15 protein-coding genes are annotated in these 19,261 nt (G+C 66.6%); 5 read left to right on the forward strand and 10 right to left on the reverse strand.

The features are described 5' to 3' along the window. Nucleotides 1–69: 69 nt before the first annotated feature. Nucleotides 70–495, reverse strand: a complete 426-nt coding sequence (locus ABD212_RS14150; RefSeq protein ID WP_344095725.1) for an SRPBCC family protein — start codon at nt 493–495, stop codon at nt 70–72. 287 nt (nt 496–782) lie between these two features. Between ABD212_RS14150 and ABD212_RS14155 the strand changes: the two genes are divergently transcribed. Then, nucleotides 783–1,517, forward strand: a complete 735-nt coding sequence (locus ABD212_RS14155) for a hemerythrin domain-containing protein (RefSeq protein WP_344095727.1) — start codon at nt 783–785, stop codon at nt 1,515–1,517. 842 nt (nt 1,518–2,359) lie between these two features. Here ABD212_RS14155 and eno read toward each other — a convergent pair. From eno to ABD212_RS14200, 9 genes are all read right to left on the reverse strand, one after another. Continuing rightward, nucleotides 2,360–3,616 (reverse strand): phosphopyruvate hydratase, encoded by a 1,257-nt coding sequence (eno, locus tag ABD212_RS14160; RefSeq protein WP_344095728.1) that lies wholly within the window; start codon nt 3,614–3,616, stop codon nt 2,360–2,362. Then, nucleotides 3,609–4,676: a phosphotransferase family protein gene (locus tag ABD212_RS14165; protein WP_344095729.1), complete on the reverse strand. Its 1,068-nt coding sequence runs from the start codon at nt 4,674–4,676 to the stop codon at nt 3,609–3,611. The genes eno and ABD212_RS14165 overlap by 8 nt, the downstream gene beginning before the upstream one ends. Then, complete coding sequence (locus ABD212_RS14170) at nt 4,673–5,725, reverse strand: mannonate dehydratase (RefSeq protein WP_344095730.1); 1,053 nt, start codon at nt 5,723–5,725, stop codon at nt 4,673–4,675. Before ABD212_RS14170 ends, ABD212_RS14165 begins: the two co-directional genes overlap by 4 nt. A gap of 25 nt (nt 5,726–5,750) precedes the next feature. Further along, entirely contained in the window at nt 5,751–6,566 is an 816-nt protein-coding gene (locus ABD212_RS14175; RefSeq protein ID WP_344095731.1) for an SDR family NAD(P)-dependent oxidoreductase, read from the reverse strand. A 33-nt stretch (nt 6,567–6,599) separates the two neighbouring features. Next, on the reverse strand, nt 6,600–7,268 hold the full coding sequence (locus ABD212_RS14180) for an RraA family protein (RefSeq protein ID WP_344095733.1): 669 nt from the start codon (nt 7,266–7,268) through the stop codon (nt 6,600–6,602). Between the two features lie 20 nt (nt 7,269–7,288). After that, nucleotides 7,289–10,501 carry a glycoside hydrolase family 38 N-terminal domain-containing protein gene (locus ABD212_RS14185; RefSeq protein ID WP_344095735.1) on the reverse strand — a complete coding sequence of 1,071 codons (3,213 nt, stop codon included), beginning with the start codon at nt 10,499–10,501 and terminating at the stop codon, nt 7,289–7,291. Nucleotides 10,502–10,560: 59 nt separating this feature from the next. Beyond that, entirely contained in the window at nt 10,561–11,409 is an 849-nt protein-coding gene (locus ABD212_RS14190) for a carbohydrate ABC transporter permease (protein WP_344095737.1), read from the reverse strand. Beyond that, a complete protein-coding gene (locus ABD212_RS14195) occupies nt 11,406–12,332 on the reverse strand; it encodes a carbohydrate ABC transporter permease (protein ID WP_344095739.1) in 927 nt (308 codons plus the stop codon). Before ABD212_RS14195 ends, ABD212_RS14190 begins: the two co-directional genes overlap by 4 nt. 123 nt (nt 12,333–12,455) lie before the next feature. Then, nucleotides 12,456–13,760: an ABC transporter substrate-binding protein gene (locus ABD212_RS14200; RefSeq protein WP_344095741.1), complete on the reverse strand. Its 1,305-nt coding sequence runs from the start codon at nt 13,758–13,760 to the stop codon at nt 12,456–12,458. Between the two features lie 345 nt (nt 13,761–14,105). Here ABD212_RS14200 and ABD212_RS14205 point away from each other — a divergent pair, with 345 nt between their 5' ends. The 4 genes from ABD212_RS14205 (at nt 14,106) to ABD212_RS14220 (ending at nt 19,229) form a co-directional block, all read left to right on the forward strand. Continuing rightward, nucleotides 14,106–14,864 (forward strand): GntR family transcriptional regulator, encoded by a 759-nt coding sequence (locus ABD212_RS14205; protein WP_344095743.1) that lies wholly within the window; start codon nt 14,106–14,108, stop codon nt 14,862–14,864. Between the two features lie 86 nt (nt 14,865–14,950). Further along, complete coding sequence (locus ABD212_RS14210; protein WP_344095745.1) at nt 14,951–16,024, forward strand: enolase C-terminal domain-like protein; 1,074 nt, start codon at nt 14,951–14,953, stop codon at nt 16,022–16,024. Between the two features lie 58 nt (nt 16,025–16,082). Continuing rightward, nucleotides 16,083–18,137 carry a DUF5054 domain-containing protein gene (locus tag ABD212_RS14215; protein WP_344095747.1) on the forward strand — a complete coding sequence of 685 codons (2,055 nt, stop codon included), beginning with the start codon at nt 16,083–16,085 and terminating at the stop codon, nt 18,135–18,137. A gap of 327 nt (nt 18,138–18,464) precedes the next feature. Beyond that, nucleotides 18,465–19,229 carry a GntR family transcriptional regulator gene (locus tag ABD212_RS14220; protein ID WP_344095749.1) on the forward strand — a complete coding sequence of 255 codons (765 nt, stop codon included), beginning with the start codon at nt 18,465–18,467 and terminating at the stop codon, nt 19,227–19,229. Nucleotides 19,230–19,261: the final 32 nt, after the last annotated feature.

Consider the following 19,261-nt stretch of genomic DNA (forward strand, 5'->3'; position numbering starts at 1 on the left):
CGGAAGCTCCGGAGGGGCCTGCGACGGAGTCACCTTCGGAGTGCGCACTGACCGCGGGTGTTGCAGCTGTTATCGCCCGGCTTGGCGAGCCTTGAGGGTCAGCAGCCGATCCAGTCGACGGAAGTCTTGGGCGAGGATCCAGTGCCATGCCCACCCGGGGAGCCACCCGACCTGCCAGCGTAAGGAGCCGTCAAGCACCCCCAGGTAGTCCGCCCGGATGTGCGTCCCCTCGGCGGCCTCGACGCACGCGTACTCGACGCGCGCGTTCCAGGGCGCCGATGACAGCCAGACCACGCGGCGGTTCTCGTCAAGAAGTTCGAGCTGGTCGGTGAAATGGATTCGAAACGGGCCAATCCGGTCGGTCGCCATCCACCTCGTTCCGACGCGGGGCGGCCCGACGTCGATCTGCTCGCGGAACTCGACCGCTGGCGCGAAGTCATGCCACTGCGTCGGGTCGGACAGGTAAGGGAACACTGCACCGATGCGGTGACTCACGGTCGCATCAACGACAATGCGACGCTCCCAACCGCGCGCGATCACACGCGTGCGTGATCCGACCGTCGTCGATCGTCGATGCAGGTCTCGCCCCCCCAGGACGTGGCTGTCCACGGTCGAGAGCGTAACGCCGCCGCCGCATGCGGACAAGGTGGGACTCAACGGTTACGGGGGCGTTCATGTGGTTCGGGGCTGATGTGGCGATTGCACCACAGGTGTACTATTCGTCCGTTCGCCGCACGTGGGGCGTCATTTGTCGATGATCCGTGCGAGATCGGGGGATTCGAATGGCTACGAAGCTGCCGTCGTCCGGGTCAGTGCCTGATGGACAGATCCCCGGTTGCGACGCGTCTGGCCTCATCCTCGTACATCGCATCTTCCGTTGGCTCTACAGCGAGCTGCCGAAGCTCATCCGCGCGGTCGACGCCGGCGACCTCGACCGCGCCGGGGTCATCGGGGTCTACGCCAAGCTCTACTTCTACGCTCTCCACCTGCATCACGAGACCGAGGACCTGCTGCTCTGGGATCGATTGACCACACGTGATCCCAGTTGCGTCGCACACGTCGATCAAATGCGGGCGCAGCACGCGCAGGTCGCGTCCCAGCTGTCGAGCATCGAGCCGCAGCTCGCCCCGTGGGTAGACACGGCCGATGCGGGACTACGCGATGCGCTCGCCGGCGAAATCGAAGTCCTCCGCGACACCCTCTTCGCGCATCTCGGTCAAGAGGAGGACGACATGATTCCGGTTGCCGAAGCGGTCCTCTCTCAGCGGGAGTGGGACGAGCTGGAAAAGCACACACGCGCCACATTGACTGCGCACCGCAAGGAATATCCGAGGGACGTGCTGTCGTTGCAGCTCGGCCTGCTGCTCGCGAGCGTGCCCGAGGCCGAGCGCGAGGAGTGGTTTCACACGAACGTTCCTGCACCGATTCGACTGCTCTACCTTCTGCTGATGAAGCGACGATACGAGCACGCGATGCAGGAGCTGTATCCCGACCGCCCGGTGCCCGCGATGATGTGACCGCCAACATCAGCCCGATCGCAGTCAAATCGGATGCCGACGGCCGGGTTCATACCCACAGTGTCATCCTGCATCCCGACAGCTGACACGGCCAGACGGCTTCTCCAGCTACGCCCGGCCGTGCGCCAACATCGCCAATCCAAGCGCTCGCGCGACCGTATGCAGGAACTCGACCAGCTCGAGAATCTGCGGCAGGGTCGCACCCCACGTCGACACGCTCGTCGTGAACGTCCCCGCGCTTATCCGGCACCCGGATCGCGACCTTCCCGTCACGTTTGGAGAGATCCATCCCCACCGCCTGCTCGCGCGGAGATCCAGATCCCTGCACGCCACCGCGTGAAGGTCACCGCGGGCTCGTAGCTGATTACCGCCGTCAAGTAGCCACGCAATCTGGTCACGAGGCAGCTTGCAGCTGACTCTTCGGCGGCGGGACCCTCCACTCGCGCGCAAGGGGATCCGCTCACGTCCAACCGAATGCTCGACGATTGTCCGATTGGGATGGGTCGAATCGCCAAGCCGTCCGGTAGTGCCCCACGCGGTCCGGTTCACGCGCCGGCGAGTCTTGTGCCGGTTTTGTGCCGGTTGCTCTGTTGCCACCAACCAGAACTAACTGCGACTAACAAGCACCGCGTCCGCGGATTCTTGCGACCAACTGCGACCAACTAGCACTCACTAGCCCGGGCAAACCAAGTCATAATCGTGAGGTCGCGGGTTCAAGCCCCGCTCCTGCTACAAATTTACCCCAGATCATCACGGCCAAAAAACCCTGGTAAAGTGGGATTTCTTGGCTCCGCTGAACGGAAATGGGAATAGGTTCTCGATTCTGGCGGGAATCGGTCATCCTAGATTGACGCCGTCGCGAGGGGAACTCCCCCCAGTTCTTCGTTGATTCGGATCAGTTCGTTCCATTTCGCGGTTCGTTCGCCGCGCGTGATCGAGCCGACCTTTACGAAGTCGGCGTTCCATCCGGTCGCGAGGTGCGCGACCGACACGTCCTCGGTCTCGCCCGAGCGTGCCGAGACGATAACGCCCAGGCCGTGCTCGCGTGCGGCGCGCACGGCGCGCGCGGCGGCGGAGACGGTGCCCACCTGATTGACCTTGATGAGAGCCGACTCCACTGCTCGGTCGGCGGCGGCCCCATGGATGCGGTCGGCGTTCGTGACGAGGTAGTCATCGCCCACCACGACTGTGCGGCCCTCGGTGCGGGCGACTGCGAGGCGCATGCCTTCTGTGTCGTCCTCGCCGGCGGGATCTTCGAGCGTCACGATTGGGAAGTCGCGGCAGATGCCCGCGAGCAGCTCGATCCACTCCGACGTCGTGTAGTCCCGTTCGCCCACGCGGTAGCGCCCGTCCCGTTGGAACTGGCTCGCGGCGATGTCCAGCGAGATCCCGATGTCCACGCCCGGTACGAAGCCGGCCTGCTCGATGCCGTCGACAAGGACCTCGAGCGCGTCGTTCGTGTCGGCCACCTCCGGCCAGTGGCCGCCTTCGTCGGCGACCCCACGCTTCGGTCCGCGAGTGGCGAACACCGCGCCCACCGCGCGGTAGACCTCGGCGACGTGAAGGAACGCGTCGTCGATCGTCGACGCGGAGAGTGGCACGATCATGAAGTCCTGCACCGCGGTGCGGTGGGCGGCGTGCGCGCCCCCTCCGATGATCTGGATCTGCGGCCGGGGGAGCACGTTCGGTCGCGGGTTCAGCATCCGCCACGTTTCGATCCCCAGGCTGCTCGCGGCGGTATGGAGCACCGCGAGGGAGGTCGCCGTCGTCGTGTTGCCGCCGATCGCCGCGCGCATCGGGTCCGGGTCGAGCCCGTCGAGGGCCGCGTCGATGCCCTCCTGGTCGGTGACGTCGCGGCCAACGAGCGCGGGGGCGACGCGCTTGTTCGCACCAGCCACGGCCTGCAGGACGTCCTTGCCGCCGAGGACCGTGCCACCGTCGCGCAGTTCGATCGCCTCGCGGCGTCCGGTGGAGGCTCCTGCGGGCGCGATGCCGCGGCCGGTCGCGCCGCGTTCCGTCCGGACCTCTACCTCGATGGTGGGGAGGCCGCGGCTGTCCCACACGCGGCGTGCCTTGACCGACGCGATCGCGTCACCCATGGGGAACTCCTTCTTCGTCGAGCGTGTCGCTGGATCCGCCCGCACGGGGCGGCTCTCCGAGGAGGTGTTCGATCGGAGCTCGTTCGCGCAGCGCGGTGCGGGCGAGCTCGCCGACGCGGACGCGGTCGGCGTGCGTCAGGTATTCGACGGGGGAAGCGCCGGCGACTCGGGCCAGCATCAGGGCGGGGATGAGCCTGGCGGTGCGTGCCTGCACCGCGAGCGGGTCCTCCCAGTCGACCTGACCGAGGTAGGCGTCCTCAAGGGCGTGCGACGCGCTGCGCAGTGCGGCGGCCCGACCGGGCACGTGGATCTCCTTGAGCGTCAGGTGCGTGCGGCAGAAGGCGAGGTCGAACGCGGGGTCGCTCCAGGTCGCGCACTCGGCATCGAGGAAGATCGGGCGCTGTCCCGTGAGGATGTTCTTTGGGCTCACGTCGCCGTGCACGAGTGCGCGACGGGTGTAGCGGAGGCTCTCCACGATCTCGAGGAGGGGCTCGGCCGCCCCCGGTACCACGGTTGCTGTGCGCAGCAGGTACGGCTCTACCCGGAGGGATTCGAACAGCTCGTGATGGTCGAATTTCTCGGCGAGGCCTGGGGTGCGCGCCGACTCGGCGTGGATCCGCCCGAGGTCGCGTCCGACTTCGCCGGCGAAGTCGACGTCGACGCGCCCGGCCATGAGCTCGGACTTCCAGTTCGCATGCGCGGCCGGATCGACGTACTCGAGCGCGATCGCGTGGGCGTCTGCGTCGAACCCGAGCACCCGCGGGCACACGCCAGGAAGAGCCTCCGAAACGAATGCGAGCCACGCGGCCTCGGAATCGCCGCGGTCCAAAGACGCCGTCCAGTCAGCGGCGACCCGCAGCTTCTCCAGCGGGCGCTTTAACACGAACGGGCCTTCGGCGCCCTCGATGAGCCAGATATCCGACGAGACGCCGCCCGACAGCCGGTTCGCCTGGAACGGCTCGGCGAGCAGGCCCAGCCGATCCAGCAGATCCCGGATCCGCGCGTTGCCGAGAGCGTCATCATCCAGTCCTTCGAGCACAGAGACCGGGTCGATACTCATGACCGTGTCGACGGGTGGCCGTACGCGGACTGCTCGAGGCCGCGGATGTAGCCGATCGCGAACAGACGGCCTAGAGTCTCGTAGCCTGGTCGCGTGTTGGACTCGCCCTCGAGCGTCGGCACGTGATCGGGCCGCATCGCGCCCTCGAAGCCGATCTCGTGGTAGGCCTCCATGCACGACGGAAGGTCGGTCTGGCCGTCGTCGTGGAACGTCTCCTGGAACTTCTCGACCGTGCCGCGCACATCGCGGAAGTGGACGAACGGGATCTTCTCGGTGCCGAACTCGCGGATGAGCGTGGGCAGCGACGTCTCGCCGTCGATCACCTCGGCCATGAGGGCGAAGTTCCCCTGGCAGAACGTGATGCCGTTCGCCTCAGATGGGGCGAGCTCGAGGAGGCGCCGGAAGCCTGCGACCGAGCTCATGATCCGCGGGACGCCACGGTCGACGGACTGGGGCGGGTCGTCCGGGTGCATCGCGAGGCGCACGCCCGCGGCCTCGGCTTCGGGGACGACGGCCTTCAGGAAGTACTCGAGCGCCGACCACATCTGCTCGGCTGTGACCTGCCCGGGCTCGACGAGCTGGTCGCCGGACTGACCGACGGCCTGGGAGTAGCCGGTCACGAGGGCGCCGCCGCGGTCCTGGATGGCGATGTCGGTGCGGCCCCAGCTGGATAGCGCCATCCAGTTGTAAGCGAGCGTGGGAATGCCCAGGCGCCCCATCGCCCGCACCTGTGTGATGACGTTGTCGATCTGTTCGTCGCGACCCTCAAGGCCCATCCGAGCCTTATCGATCGGCGCGGTGTCCTCGGTCGCGACGAGGGTGAACCCGTACTGGTCGTAGACGTCGATGTTGTGCTTCAGGGCGGCTTCCCCCCACGGCACCTCGGTGCGGTCGTCGGCCTTCCAGCCGGCAGCGCCGACCGATGCGAACATGCGCTGGTCCTGCTCGGCGCCGTTGAGGACGCCCACGACGTTGTCGACGCCGACTTGCCGGATGAGCCTCCAAGACTGCTCTGGGCGGGGCGGGAGGAATTCGCTGAGCTTGATCATGGGGTGGTTCCTATCGGTGGGGGAGTCAGTTCCTGGCGGGGAGCGCGGCCGCGATGCGGGCGAGCAGACCACCGTCGACGCGGAGCTCGGCTCCTGTGACGAAGCTGGCGGCGCCGCTTGCGAGGAAGGCTGCCACGGCGCCGATCTCGCTCGGCTGGGCGACGCGTCCGAGGGCGTGCATGGTGCCCCACTTCGCGATGGTCGCCTCGATTCCTTCGGGCGTGCCGTCGGACCACAGCGCCGCCGCACCACGGAGCATCGGGGTGTCCACCGAACCGGGGAGTACGGCGTTCACGCGCACGCCGTACTCGGCCTCGTCGACCGCCATCGCACGCGCAAAGGCGTTGAGCGCGCCTTTGCTCGCGGTGTAGGCGGCGACCTGGTTCTGGGTCGCGACGCCCTGCACGGACGAGATGAGGGTGACGCTTCCGCCCTGCTTGCGGATGGTGGGCAGCGCCGCGTGGGCGGCGAGGTACACGCCGCGCACGTTGACGCCGAAGACCTCGTCCCACGTCTCGACGGGCGTCGACACCGCGTCGCCGTAGCGCTGAATGCCCGCTGCCGTGACGAGGTGGTCGAGCCGGCCGAAGGCGGCGAGTGCGGCATCCACCGCGTCAATGCTCGTCTGCTCGTCCTGGATCGGGCCATGCACGCCGATCGCCGCTCCGCCGGCGGCGCGGATAAGGCCGACCGCCTCATCCACGTAGTCCTCGGTCAGGCCGTGCACGACGACGGCCGCACCGTGGGCCGCGAAGACCTCGGCAATGCCGCGTCCGATGCCCTGCGATCCGCCGGTGATCAGGGCGACTGTGCCGTCGAGAGGACGGGAAGGGTCAGTCATTGTCTTGGTTCTCCACTCGTGGTTCTGCCGGCGTCAGAGCACACCGTAGGCCGCGAACGCGTCAGTCGCGCTCATGCCGGCTTCGATCGCTTGGCGGACGACGTTCTCGGTCGACGCCTTGGCCAGCGCTCGTTCGATGACCTCGTCCTCGACGTCGCGGGGGATCACGAGAACCCCGTCGATGTCGCCGACGACGAGGTCGCCGGGTGCGACGCGGACGCCCCCCATCGTCACGGGGGTCCGGTAGTCGTGCACGATCGTCCGGATCGAGGAGTCCTGAGCGTAGTTCCCGTGGCTGAAGACCGGAAAGTTCTGCCCGAGGACCTTCACCGTGTCGCGGTGGTAACCGTCCACGACCGCCCCGACCGCGCCGCGAGACTGCGCCGTCGCCGTCAGGATCTCGCCCCACATCGCGGCGAGATTGCTCGTGCGGGGCGCGAGCCACACTTCGCCGGGCTCGAGCTGGTCGAGGGCTTCCGTGAGCAGCCCGAACGGCTTGGCCTGCGGTCCGTGCACGTCGGCGACCAGCGCCGGCATCGCCCGCCCGGCCAGGCGCATCGTCGGAACGAGCGGCCGGATCTGCGGCGGCAGGAACTGCGTCGGGCGCCCCAGCTGGTCGAGGATGTCGCCGATCACGGCGGTGTACAGGCGGGTATTGACGAGCTCGAAGAGCTCGGCATCGGTACGGGTTGCGGTGCGCATCGAAGAGCCTCCGGGTTCACTCAGTGGGAAGGGTTCATGTCGACGATGACCGCGGTCGTCCCGAACGCGGGAACGGCGACATCGAAGCCGCTGTCGCTCACGACGAGCTCTGAGCGAACGTCGCCGAGCATGGACGACGTGCGCGCACTTCGGACTCCCTCGTGCACGATCCTCGCCTCGACGTCGTGATCGACGATCGACTGGAAACGGCAGAGCAGCCGCCCATCTTCCGTCCAGCGCCGGTCGATCAGGCGGACGCCCGGATGCTGGATCGAGAGCTCCCCCGCGGGCACCGACCCCGTCCCTGCGCCGGCGGCGATCGGGCTGGCGAGAACCCCTCGGAGGGGCTGCACGACTGAGCCGGCGACCTCCGCAGCTCGCGCCGAGGCTTCGTTCGCCGACGACGCAGCGGATCCGCTGACGGCGTACCGGAACTCCATGTCGAGTCCCTGCTGCACCGGGTAGTTGGTGTCCCACTGGTTGTTGTGGACCCAGGAGAACACCGTGGCCGGCTCGGCCTTCGGCAGGGTCGCGGGGAACGGGAGGTACGGCAGCGCGATGTCGGCGACCTGGACGAGGGGTGCATCGACGATTGCGAGGCTCGCCGATCCGTCGCCTGAGCTGAGCGATGCCCAGTGCCTCACCGCATGCATGTAGTGCGCTGCGCCTGGCACGTGCTCGATGTCTGTGCCGATCACGGAGCCCGAGACTTCGCTTCGCACCGTCGGGTCGTGGATGTCGAAGGGGAACGCGAAGAAGCCGGCTTCCTTCGTCAGGGTCGCGGCCTTCTTGATCCGATTCGAGATCCTGAGGACGTCGCTGCCGGCGTGGAGGTCGAGCCGGGTGATGATCTCCTGCTCGCCGCACCGGGTGCGATACGTCAGCCACTGCCCAAGACCGTCCGAGCCGTACTCGGCGGCGTAAGCGCCGGTGTTCACCACTCGGCTCGTCAGGAGGGTGATCTCATCGTCGAGCACGAGACTGTGGCCGGACATGTGGTTGACCTTCGGCGCGGTGCCGTAGATGTCGTAGACGTAGGCGTTGAAGCCGAACACCGAGTTGCTGTTGACGAGGTCGCGGCCTTCGGACTTGAGCAGGATCTCGCAGATCGTGCCGCGTGCGATGTCGACGCTCACCTTCAGATGCTCGTTCTCGAGGACCGCGCAGCGTCCGTCCTCTGACAGTTCCCCCGTCCCGATCGGAGCGCCGCCGACCACCCCCGGCGTCACCGGGACATCGAAGTCGGGATTCCACGCGTTGTACGCCGGCCGGGTGTCGAGCCGGCCTGTCGCGTGCACCCGAATCCGCCCGTGCCCGAGGCCCGGGACCTCCGGCGCCTGGAAGACCAGCCAGCGGCCGGCCTCACGGTGGTACGGGTTGGTCTGCGGCACCTCCCGATGCGGCAGCGGTTCACCCGTTCGGGCATCCTTGAGGGCGATGACCGCTTCATTGGCGAGGACCGATTCGGGCATGAACACGGTGACCTCACCGGCACGGGCATGCGCGTGTGTGTTCACCACCCAGATGCTCGCCTCGGCGTCCCCGGGATGGCCCAGCTGCTCCGCGAGCCGGATGGCGATGTCATCCTCCAGGAGCAGCACTTCGTCCTGGGCCTGCTGGACCTTGGAGAACTTCCAATGCCACTGGTCCTCCTGGGACATCATGCCGGTGTCACCCCATGTCCAGGGATCGGCTGCGCCCCACGTGTGCTCATCGAACAGCGCGATTCCCGCCCACGCTGCCCGCGTCGACTCCTCGACCACGGTGCCGGGCGCCTCGGGAAGGAGCGTCGAAAGCGTCTCGACCTGCGAGAGCCGGTTCTGTGCTTCGCGCACCAGCTGCATGCCGCGGGCGCTGGATCCGGCACCGTCTGCCCACCAGTTGTGCCAGTCGCCGCGGAATGTGGGCAGCTGGTCTCCGAGCTTGCCTTCGGCCTGTGTGAAGAACGCCTCGTTCGTGCTCATCGCGAGGCGTGGGAACGCCCACTTGTCGTTCCAGTCGGCGATCACCTCGGCGATGCGACGGTTCGCCGGCGCGTTGTCCGCCAGGCGCCCCTGGACGCGGAAGTGCACGATGTCGTGGGGGTACGGCTCCCGACTCCACGTCGCCTTGCTCAGCCCGAACCCGAACGCCTTCTCGTCGAAGGGCCACGGGTTCGTCTCGAGCGAACTCATGTAAAGCGGAAACAGGTCGTCGACCATGTCGTACGACTGGGAGAAGCCGATGAAGGTGCCCTCCTGGTATGCCAGGCCGTGACCGGAGTCGGTCATCCAGGTGAGCACCCGCTCGCCGCTGTTTGCTCGCAGCCAGAACAGCTGAGGCATGTCCTCGCCGTCTCGGAGGTGCGGCGCGGACCGGCCCGCCCAGTTGTGCGCCACGGACAGGTACCTCACCTTGTTGTCAGCGAGCGCGTCGACGAAGCCGGATACGACACCGGGGACATCCGTCTGCATCGCGACCGGGATCTCCAGGCCGTAGCGACGGCGCACATCACGGGTGTGCCGGAACAGCTCGTGCAGTTCAGAAGTGGATGCCGCCTCGGTCGCCATGTTGTACGGGGCGGCGGTGAGTTCGATGTTTCCCTGGTGCACCTGCTCCATGAAGCGGTCGATCGTGCGCTGCGAGCGATGCTTCTCCCACAACCGGAACGTGTGCATCGACTCGACCACCCACTTGAACTGGCGCTCCGCGGGGCCCGCCGCGGAGTGCTCCACGTGCTCGAGCGCCGTGTCCAGGAACGACACCTGTTCGCGCAGAACCCGCGGCTGCGGATCGGTGTACCCGATGTCCAGGTGCGAGTGGTGCACGAGATGCACCTCCCATTCCCGCGCCGGCCGCACTGCCAGGACCATTTCGCCGAAGTCCGGCGCCTCCGGAAGCAGCACGCACACCGAAGTCGGCTGGCACACTTCGGGGAAGTAGACGCGTACGCCCTGCGAATGAACCTCAGCCTCGGAACGGAACCACGTGCCATCCAGGCAGATCCGAGCGTGGGTGATCGGAAAGCTCGCCTGAATGCGAATCGGCCGCGCCGATCCCGTGTGCACCAGTCCGGTATCGGCGTTGTCGACCCGGGGGTAGCTGCCGGGCCGAGCGAGCATCGGCTCTGAGATCAGTCGAACTTCGCGGCCGCCCGCCGCGTGCCGGCTCAGCATCCGGTCGCGAAGGCTGTCGAACGCCCCCTTCGGTGCGAAGGAAGGTGCTTTGGAGTAGGGAGAACTCCACTGTCCCATTGAATTGCTCCTGTCGGAATCGGCCCCTCGCGGATCTTGCGAGGGTTGTCGTGCGGGCGCTAGAGATTGGCGGTCAGTCCGCTCTTGAAGTAGCGCTGGAAGATGAAGAACACGGCGACGGTGGGGAGCGAGATCACGATGGCCATGGCGAGGGTCGCCGGCTGCCCGACCAGCGAGCCTTTTGCCTGCATCCCCGCCAGCGCTGCCATGACGGGCTGGGTCTCCGAGCTGATGGCGAGCGTGACGGCGAAGAACAGCTCGTTCCAGATCGCGATGAACTGGAAGACGAACGCTGCGGCCATCGCCGGACGTACGAGGGGCACATAGATGCTCCAGAACATCCGCCACCAGCCGGCGCCGTCGAGCTTCGCCGCCTGCGAGAGCTCCGGTGGCAGCGTCGCCATGAAGTTGCGCACGAGGAAGAACCCGAACGGGATGCAGATCGCGGTGTAGACGATGATCAGCGCGGGCTGGGTGTCGTAGAGGTTCAAGGCGATCGAGGCCTGGTACATCGGGATCGCGAAGGCCTGCAGCGGTAGAAGCGTTCCCGCGTAGATGATCCAGAACCACATCTTGGGACGCTTCACCGGCATCACAACGAGCGCGAACGCCGCGATCGTCGAGATCGCCACCGAGGCCGTCGCCGACACCAGGGAGTAGACGATGCTGTTGTATCCGGTCGCCGTGAAGTTGCCGGCCTCCCAGCCCCGTACGACGTTGTCGAAGAAGCCGAACTCGGTCGTGGTCCACTGCGGCTTGCCGGTGTAGCTCTGCAGCGGAATCGACGCGTTCACGAACGCGAGATAGACCGGCACGAGCCAGAGGATCGACATCGCGGTGATGAGGACTCCAACGATGATCGCCCCGGGTCGGAGCTGCCGCCCGCGGCGAACTGTGATCGTGGTCATGATTCATTGCCAATCTGACGGCGGAGGTACAGCCAGGATGCGACCAGGACGATCGCGGTGAGGAAGATGGCGAGAGCGGAGCCGACGGCCGGGTCGAACAGCAGGAATGTCTGCCGGTACATCGACAGGCCCAGGGTCTCGGACGAACGCCCGGGGCCACCGCGCGTCAGGACGTAGACGACGTCGAACGTTCGCAGGGCGTTCGTGATCGTGAGGCCGACCACTACCGCGGTGACTGCTCGCAGCTGCGGGAAGATGATAGACACGAACCGTCGCATTCCCTGAGCGCCGTCGAGCGCGGCGGCCTCGATCGTCTCGCGGGGGATCGTCTGCAATCCGACCATGAACAGCACGACATTGACGCCGGTTCCGTTCCACGTGGCGATGAGGATCCCAGCGATCACGTTGTAGGGCCAGACGAGAAGCCACTGCTGGTCCAGCGTCTGAAGCCCGAACGCCTGCAGGGCCTGCGACAGTGAGCCGCCCGACTGGAACATCATGTAGCCGACGACGCCGACGGCAGTTCCGGACAGCGCGTACGGGACGACGATGCACATGCGGGCCACCCCGCCGAGTCTGAGCGAGCTCGTTCCGACGGCTATAGCCAGGCCGAGCACGACTGGGAGCAGCAGCGATCCGGCAACCCAGATGAGGGTGTTCACGAGCGATCCGAGCAATGCCGGATCGGTGAACATCGTCATGTAGTTGTCGAGTCCGACGAATCCGACGTCATTGTTCCCGTAGAACGAGCGAATTAACGTCATGATCCACGGGACGATCAGGACGACGCCGACGAACCCGACGGCGAGTGCGAGGAAGGGCACGGCCTGCAGCCGGTCCTGCCAGCGATGGGTCGCAGGCTTCTTGGCCTTGGGAGGCACGATGACGGCCTCTGTCGTGGGTCTGGTAAGTAGCGCCGACATGGTTTTCCTCACTGAAACAAGCGGGTCTGCGCGGACACCCGGGGCAGCACTCCGCTCAGCAGATCGAAGTCGATTGGGAGGGTGCGGTGGTGCCCAGTCGAGGACTGGGCACCACCGACGGAGTCAACCCAGGGAGGGGTTCTTCGCCCAGGCGGCCCATTCGGTTTCCGCCTGCTTCTGAAGGTCGTCGGCGACAGCCTTCGGGTTGTCTCCCGTGACCATGAAGGCCTGGAGGGTCGCGATGGTCGACTGCACGAGCTTCGGCGGGAACGACTCGTAGTAGCGGTTCAGCGGAGCCGGCTTCTCAGCTTCCTGCTGCGCCAGGATCTGCTTCAGCACCGGGTCGTCGGTCGTCACCTTCGGGTTCACCGGCAGGTCGAGGGTGGTTGCCAGCCACGCCTCCTGCGCGTCCTGCTTCATCCAGGCGAGGAGCGTGTCCTTCGCCGCCTGCTTGTTCGGGGCTTTCTCCGACACTGCGAGCGAAGTCGCCTCGATGAAGTAGTTCGCCGCACCCGGGCCGGCCTGAGACGGGGCGATGAATGCGCCGTAGTCGGCATCCGTCATGCCCGCTGCGGTCATCATGCCGTTCGCCCACGTGCCGAAGTTCGTCATCGCGACCTTGCCGCTCTTCATGAGCCCGGCGCAGTCCGCGCCCTTGACGTCGGTGGAAGTGGTGTAACCCTTCTTGATCCAGTCCGAGATCGTCTCGAGCACCTTCACGCCGCTCGGGTCGTTCCACTTGGCCTTGTTTTCGGTCAGGTCCTGGTAGAACTGCGGGTCGATCGCGGCTGCGATCGTCTGGTACGGCATGATGACCGGCCAGGCGTCACCCGCCGGCAGGCAGAGAGCCGTGTATCCGGCATCCTTCAGCTTCGCCATATCGGCCTCGAGCTCGTCGAAGGTCTGCGGAACCCCCGTGATGCCCGCGGCCTTGAACGCGGCCTTCGAGTAGTAGTGCACCGACTGCGATACGCCGAGAGGGATGCCGTACACCTTGCCCTTATACGAGTAGTAGGGGCGGATCGCATCGTCGAGGTCGCCCGCGGCGACGGCAGCATCCCACACGTCGGTCAGGTCCGCCGCTCCACCCGAGGCCGCGAGGGCCTCGAGCATCTTGCCGCTCCACCACTTGATGATGTCGGGCGCCTTGTTGGTCGGCAGCGACTGCAGCACTGACTGCGTGTAGCTCACCGTGTCGGGGAGTGAGAGAGGCTTGATCGTGTAGCCCGTCGTCTTGGACGTGATCTTGCCCATGTCGATGAAGCCCTGTTCCCAGTTCGGGTTGTCATTGGCAAGGGTGACTTCACCACCCTTCTGGGTTCCCCCTGCGGCTGCGTGCCCGCCTGCCGAACTGCACCCGGCAAGCAGCAGTGCAGTGAGGACGATGCCCGTGGTCGCCGTTGCTGCGGCGCGCCTTCTGCCAATCATTTCGTTCACCTCTTCGTGATCAGGCCCGGCTGAGCGAGTGCCGTCGTTGGTGACGGCTTCGTCGGCCAAGCGTGGGAGCCCGTGCGGGGCGTCTTTCGTGCCGCGTGTTGCGGCCGCGATTGATGGGTTCGCATCCGGATTGTGTCGTCCGGTGAGCTGTTCCACCGTACGATACTTGAATGCTTGCGTGCAAGTATACAAGTAGACCAGAATAGGGCAAGAGGATTTTCGCACATCTTGAGATACGACCCGACCGGTCGTCCACAGTGCAGGCGACGCGACCCGTGGACTGCCGAGATCCCGCACTTCCTACACGTTTGTCCGCAATGAAGGGAACAAGTCCCGATGAGCACCGATCGTCCGTTTCCCGGGCCGCGCATCCCGTCCCGGGGTAGGCCGGCGCACGCCTTGGAGGCAGCCGCTCCGGTCACCGCGATCCCGACCCCGACCCGTACGCGCATCTCCGACGTCGTCTACGAGGAGCTCCGCGAGGCGATCCGCAGTCTTCGGCTGCCGCCTGGTGCGCCGCTTTCCGAGCCTGCCGTCGCCGCGTGGCTCGAGGTGAGCCGCGCGCCGGTGCGTGAGGCCTTCACGCGGCTGGCCGATCAGAAGCTCATCACGATCGTCCCGCAGGTAGGCAGCCGAGTCGCGGCCATCTCGATGAGCGGAGTGCAGGACGCCGTCTTCATCCGGAATGCGCTGGAGAAGTCCGCATTCGAGCAGGCCATCGCGCTCGAACACCTCGACACCACCGAACTCCAGGCCCTGGTCGACCGCAACGGAGCGGCCGCCCTGCGCGGCGATGCCGAGGACTTCTTCGCATCCGACGAGCAGCTGCATCAGCTGATATTCGCCCTAGCGGGCGTGCCGCGCATGTGGCAGATCGTCCGGAGCACCAAGGTTCAGCTCGACAGGCTCCGACAGCTCAACCTCGGCGCCGCGATGGCCAATGCCGAAGTGCTCGCGGAGCACCAGGGCATCGTGGACGCCCTGGACGCGCAGGATGCCGTCGCCGGCGCCCAGATCATCCACAAGCACTCCCACCGCGTCCTCACCGACACCACCAAGCTCCGCGAGGAGTACCCGGACTTCTTCCTCACGTGACGCGGAACGCTCACGAGAGGTTCCCTCGCGCAATCCCAGATGCGCCACTGGAGTGGCCCGGCGCGGCCAAGGAATGGAGATCACCCGTGCGGATCACCTCAGTAGATGTCGAGCTCATACAAGTCCCTGCGCGTGTCCCGGAGTTCCGATGGCGTGAAGGGCTCCCCGGCTCGGACGGGCCGACGACCGGCGCGTGGCTTGTCATCCGCACCGATGGCGGAGTGACAGGTTTCGGGTTCTGTCATTCGGGGATCATCCTCAACGACATCGTCGAGCGTCGCCTGCGAAAGGAGCTCGTCGGCGCCGATCCGCTGGCGAGGGAGTTCCTGTGGAATCGGCTCTGGGAGCTGGACCGGATCGAGTACTTCCCCGTCTACATCAACGGGGTCGTCGACGTCGCCCTCTGGGACATCGCGGGAAAGGCGGCGGGGATGCCGGTGCATCAGCTGCTCGGCTCGTTCCGCGACGCGATCCCCGCATATGCGTCGACGGTCACGTTCGGCGGCATCAGCGAGTATCTCGACGTCGCCGACCAATGTCTGGAGCTCGGCTTCAGGGCCATCAAGCTGCACGCGTGGGGTGATGTGCGCGCGGATGCTCGCCTCAGCCGGGCCCTGCGCGAACACGTCGGGGACGACATCCCGCTCATGTACGACGGATCCGCCGGCTTCGATCTCGCCGACGCGATCTACCTCGGTGATGCCCTCGCCGACGCCGGGTACCTCTGGTACGAGGAACCGATGCGCGAGTCCAGCGTCACCGCGTACAAGCGGCTGGGCGAACGTGTCGCGGTGCCGCTCCTGGTCGGAGAAGTGGCGGCGGGAGCGCACATGAACACCGCCGACTTCATCGCCACCGGTGCAGCGACGGCCGTCCGAACCGGCTGGACTCTCCGCGGCGGGATCACGGGATCCATGCGCATCGCGCACCTCGCCGACTCATACCTGCTCCGAGCCGAGGTGCACGCGGGGAGTCTCCCGAACACGCACTTGTGCATGGCGATCAGCAACACGACGTACTACGAAGCATTGATCTATTCGAATCCCGTGCGACGTCCCGACGAGGTCGATGCGAACGGCCTCGTCCACGCGATCGATCGCCCCGGGATCGGCTGGGAATTCGATGCCGAGCTCGCCGCACGGCTCGGCATCCACGACTGACCCCGTGAGGGGCGCCCCGACCCGATCAGACAACCCGACTCCGCCGAACGGAACTTCCATGGTGATCTCCACCGTCCACGTCATCTTCAAGACCCACCTCGATGTGGGCTTCACCGACTTCGCGCACCGCGTCGTCGCCCGCTACCGTGACGAATTCATTCCGCGCGCGCTGGATGTCGCGGAGGAGCTGCGCCACGATCCGCGCGGGTTCCGCTGGACGGCGGGCAGCTGGATCCTCACCCATGCGCTCCATAACGGATCCCCGGCGCAGCGGCGCCGGGTCGAAGCGGCTCTGGCTGAAGGGATGCTGCAGTGGCATGCGCTCCCGTTCACGACGCAGACCGAGCTGCAGGACGCGCGTCTGTTCCAAGACGGGTTGCGGTTCGGCCGACGCTTGGACGCCCAGTTCGGGCGGACCACGCGGGTGGCGAAGATGACGGATGTGCCCGGTCACACGGTAGGGATGGTGCCGCTCCTGGCCCACGCGGGTGTGGAGTTCCTGCACATCGGGGTCAACCCGGCCTCGGAGGTGCCGGAGCTGCCGCCGTGCTTCATCTGGCGGGCCCCGGACGGCAGCGAGATCGTCGTCAACTACGACCGCGACTACGGATCCACGGAGGACGCGGGCGCATTCGTCCCGCTCGGGACCGACCAGGGTCTGTTCTTCGCATTCACCAACGACAACATCGGTCCGCACAGCACCGAAGAGGTCCTTGCCCTCTACCAGCTGCTCGAACGCAAGCACCCCGGCGCTCAGGTGCGCGCGTCATCCCTGCAGGACTTCTGGGACGCGATCCGTCCCGTCCGCGATGGACTTCCTGTCGTGACGGACGAGATCGGCGACAGCTGGATCCACGGTGCGGCGGCGGACCCGATCCAGCTGTCCCGGCTGAACCGGCTGAAGCGGGCGCGTGCAGCGGCAGGCAGCGCTGTGCCCCCGGAGGCCGACGAGGCGATCGCGGAATCCATGCTGCTGGTTACCGAGCACACCTGGGGACTGGACCACAAGACGTTCCTGCCGGATTTCGTCAACCATCGGCAGGAGCGCTTCGAGACGGCTCGCGCGGCGGACGAGTTCAACCCCGAAGCCAACCCCCGACAGCTCGCCTTCCACGTGCACGGCGACGGCCCGTATCACTACTCCACTCTCGAACGGTCGTGGGCGGAGCAGCGCGACTACACGGCCAGCGCACTTCGCGAGGCGCACGCGTTCGGGCTGGACGTACAGGAGCCTTCGCCCGTCGAGGCTCCCGAGCGTGCCCTCGTCGCTCCCGCGGCGGCTAGGTCGAGAAGCGGTACTGCGGGTGGCTTCCACTATGAACTCGGCGAGACCGGTGCGCTCATCCATCTGGCACGCGACGGGGTTCGGGTCGCCTCGCCGGATCATCAGCTCGGCCTCGTCGGACACGAGTGCTTCGTCGCGGCCGACTACGACAGGTACCTCGAGGAGTACGTGCGTGATCTTGACCGGACGCGCGCGTGGGCGGTCGCTGACCTGGGGAGGTTGGGACTGGCTGAAGCGGAGCAGTCGACCGAGCACGCGACCGCGCTTCCTCGGCTGGAGTCCGTCGCGACGTGGCACGACGCGGACGCCGCGTTCGTACAGGCCCGATGTGTCATGCCGCCCCAGGCTGTCGCCGAGTACGGCGCTGCTGCCCGCGTGGTCATCACCTACCGCCTCGAGCGGGATCGCATCAATCTCCATGTCACGCTGACCGGCGCCCGCGCCTGCCGGATGCCGCACGCGACGTGGGTGCGCATCGATCCGGAGAGGTCGGGCCACTGGCGCTTCGAGAAGCTCGGAACACTCGTAGATCCCGAGAAGGTCGTGGCCGGCGGGAACCGACACCTCCATGCCGTGGAGCGGGCTCTCGCGACCCATTCCGCGGCTGGCACGATCGAGGTCACTCCGTTCGACGCGAACCTCGCCGCCCCCGGGACCCCCGGCCTGCTCCGGGGCAGCGCGGCGCCGGTCGACACGCACAACGGCCTGCACTTCGTTCTCGCGAACAATGTCTGGAGCACGAACTACCGGCTCTGGGTCGACGGCGACCTCAGCTTCGACTTCGAGATCGCATTGCCAGACCCGACGCAGAGGGCGTGGCGGGGCTGATGAGAGATGGCACCCAATCCGTGCCGACCCGGGCACCGGATCGGCACGTTGTCGAGTCCTTCCAGCCGGGCGTGTCAAGAAGTCCTTCGCTGCCGCTTCAGGGAGGCGACCTCGGCACATGCATCTGCGACGCACGCGCTCTGCACGGTGTCGTATGGGACGATGTCGTCTCGGTGATTGCGTCGGACACGATGAGTTTGTCGATGCGTGCGCGATCCGATCCGGTGTCGATCGACATTCCTGGCAATCCGAGGCAATTACTTGTATACTTGTGTGCAAGTCCGAATCCCCGGGCTTGAGCCACGCGGTACGAATGAGGAGACAGTCATGGCGAGTGAGCCGTCGTCCGAGGGATTCGGGTTCCGCGGACAGGCCCGGGGGCGTCCATTCGAGACTTTCGAGGGCGCGGAGCGCTCCGCGTCCCTCCCGAGTCCTGCACGCACCCGGATCTCTGATCTCGTGTACGAAGAGCTCAGCGAAGCGATCCGCAGCCTTCGGCTGCCTCCAGGAGCCCCGTTGTCGGAGCCGGCGGTGGCGGCGTGGCTCGAGGTGAGTCGCGCGCCCGTCCGCGAGGCGTTCACGCGGCTCGCGGACCAGAAGCTCATCACGATCGCCCCGCAGGTCGGGAGCCGGGTGGCGCCCATATCCATGAGCGGGGTCGAGGACGCCGTGTTCATCCGGAACGCGCTGGAGAAGTCCGCGTTCGAACAGGCGATCACGTTCGACGATCTGGACACGACGGAGCTCCACTCCCTCGTCGATCGCAACCGGGAAGCCGCTATGCGCGGTGACGCGGAGGACTTCTTCGAGTCGGACGAGCAGCTTCACCAACTGGTGTTCGCGCTCGCGGGCGTTCCGCGGATGTGGCAGGTCGTGCGCGGGACGAAGGTCCAGCTGGACCGGCTCCGCCGGCTCAACCTCAGTGGGGCGCTGACCAACGCCGAAGTTCTCGACGAGCACCAGGGGATCGTCGACGCGCTCGACGCGCGTGATGCGATCGCCGGAGCCCGGATGATCCACCGTCACTCCCATCGCATCCTCACCGACACGACCAAACTGCGCGAAGAGTATCCGGACTTCTTCGTGGCGTAACGCCGCCTGTCAGAAAGCAGCACGAAAGGGAG

The sequence above is a fragment of the Microbacterium deminutum genome (assembly GCF_039530205.1).
Lineage (GTDB): Bacteria > Actinomycetota > Actinomycetes > Actinomycetales > Microbacteriaceae > Microbacterium > Microbacterium deminutum.